Here is a 1,709-nt window from a genome sequence, read left to right as displayed (position 1 = left end):
CGCCGGTGTAGACGGCCAGGCGCTGCAGGCTGGGCAGGGCGTCCCGGTCACCGATGAAGCCGAAACACAGCGTCCCGCCATAGCTCTGGCAGGTGATATTCAGGGCCATCCCGTGGATCGGGATGGACACCGGGTAGTCGGCCTCCAGGCGCGCCCCGCGGAAGTAGAGCACCTCCCGCGGACCGGGCACATTCGAGACGCACAGGTTGAAGGTGAACGGCATCGGCGTCTTCAGCCCGGTCATCGCCGCCAGGATCTGAGTCCCCGCGGGCGCCATCAACAAGGCGCTATAGGCCAGGATCGACTCCTGCGGGAGGTTGACCAGTTGGTCCTTGGCCTGCCGCGTCGAGCGGGCGATCACGCCCAGGCGCTCCACCGGGTCCGCGACATCGGTGCCCATCGTGCTGAGGATCGCCCCGACCGCATTGCCGCCGCCGACATCGCCCTTCGGGCGCACATTGACGGGCAAGAACGCGACGAGCGGCTTCTCGCCCAACTGCCCCTGCTCGCCGAGGAAGCGCCGCAACCCCCCACCACAAATGGTCAGCACGACGTCGTTGAGCGTCGCCCCGCCGGCCTTCGCCGCCGCGGTCAGACGACTGATGTCGTATTGCTGCGTGGCAAACCGGCGATTGCGCCCGATCTTGGAGTTGAGCACCGAGTGCGGCGCTTCGTGAGACGAGACCAAATGCTTGAACTCCCCGTCGCGCCGCAACTGCAGCTTGACGATCGACATCGCGAGGTCGGGCACCGACTTGGTCACGTTCACCGCCCGCGACAGCACCGCACCGACATCGGCCAGCGGCGAGGACTTCCCGGTCGATGCGGACCGCTCCCGCTTGGGCGGCGGCACCGCGAAGAACATCTGCTCAGAGCGTGACGAGGGATCCGGTGACATCGACCGGTTGAGCAGTTGGATCGCGCTATACCCATCGACCAGTGCATGGTGGAACTTCACATAGAGCGCGAACCGCCCACCCTCGAGCCCCTCGATCAGGTGCATCTCCCACGGCGGCCGGGTCAGATCCAGCGGGTGTGAGTGCAGCCGGGAGACGAGGATGCCCAACTCGCGCTCGTCGCCCGGATGCGGCAGCGCGGAGCGGCGCACGTGATAGGTGATGTCGAAGTCCGGGTCCTCGACCCACTGGTGTGCCGGGTTGAGCAGGAAGCCCGGCGTCTTCAGTTTCATATTCCACGGCCGCTGCACCGCCGTCTCGGTATGGATCTCGCGCACCAGGGCCCGCAGGAAGTCCTCCGGCGCATCGGGCGCGGGCGTGAACGGCAGCAGCCCCCCGACGTGCATCATCGTCTGGGGCGTCTCCCCGTAGAGGAACATCGCATCCATCGGGGTCAACCGCTTCGTCGTCATGGGGCCATTGTTCCCGACGCGTGCGCCCCGCGGGAGTCCTCGCCCCGATGCCCCGGAACACCCCGTCCACTCGGTAGCGTCGGACCCACCATGACTACGGACAGCACCATCAGCCACGGCCCCCCGAAGCCCGGCCCGCGGGCTTGACCCCGCTGCGGACGCGACGCGACGCGCCCCTGGCGCCCGCTTCTCGGTCTCGTCGCGATCCTCGGGCTGCCGATCGTGCTCGTGTATGCCGTCGGCCAACAGAATGCGGCCAGCGGCCCGGACGTCCTCGCGCGCACGTATGCCGATCACCTCGCCGCCGGGCGTGCCTCCGCCGCGGCCGCGATGGTCGCGC

General features: G+C 68.3%; 1 protein-coding gene. It reads right to left on the bottom strand.

Annotated features, from left to right (window positions below):
• Positions 1–1,369 (bottom strand): wax ester/triacylglycerol synthase family O-acyltransferase (locus tag PKH97_RS16420; protein ID WP_324388679.1); only part of this gene is annotated, 1,369 nt, incomplete at its 3' end.
• Between the last annotated feature and the right edge of the window lie 340 nt (positions 1,370–1,709).

Origin of the sequence: Nostocoides sp., assembly GCF_035343835.1 — a bacterium.
In the GTDB taxonomy this organism is placed as follows: domain Bacteria; phylum Actinomycetota; class Actinomycetes; order Actinomycetales; family Dermatophilaceae; genus Nostocoides_A; species Nostocoides_A vanveenii.
The sequence above is the reverse complement of the archived record's forward strand: the minus strand, read 5'-3'. Positions and strand labels throughout refer to the sequence as shown.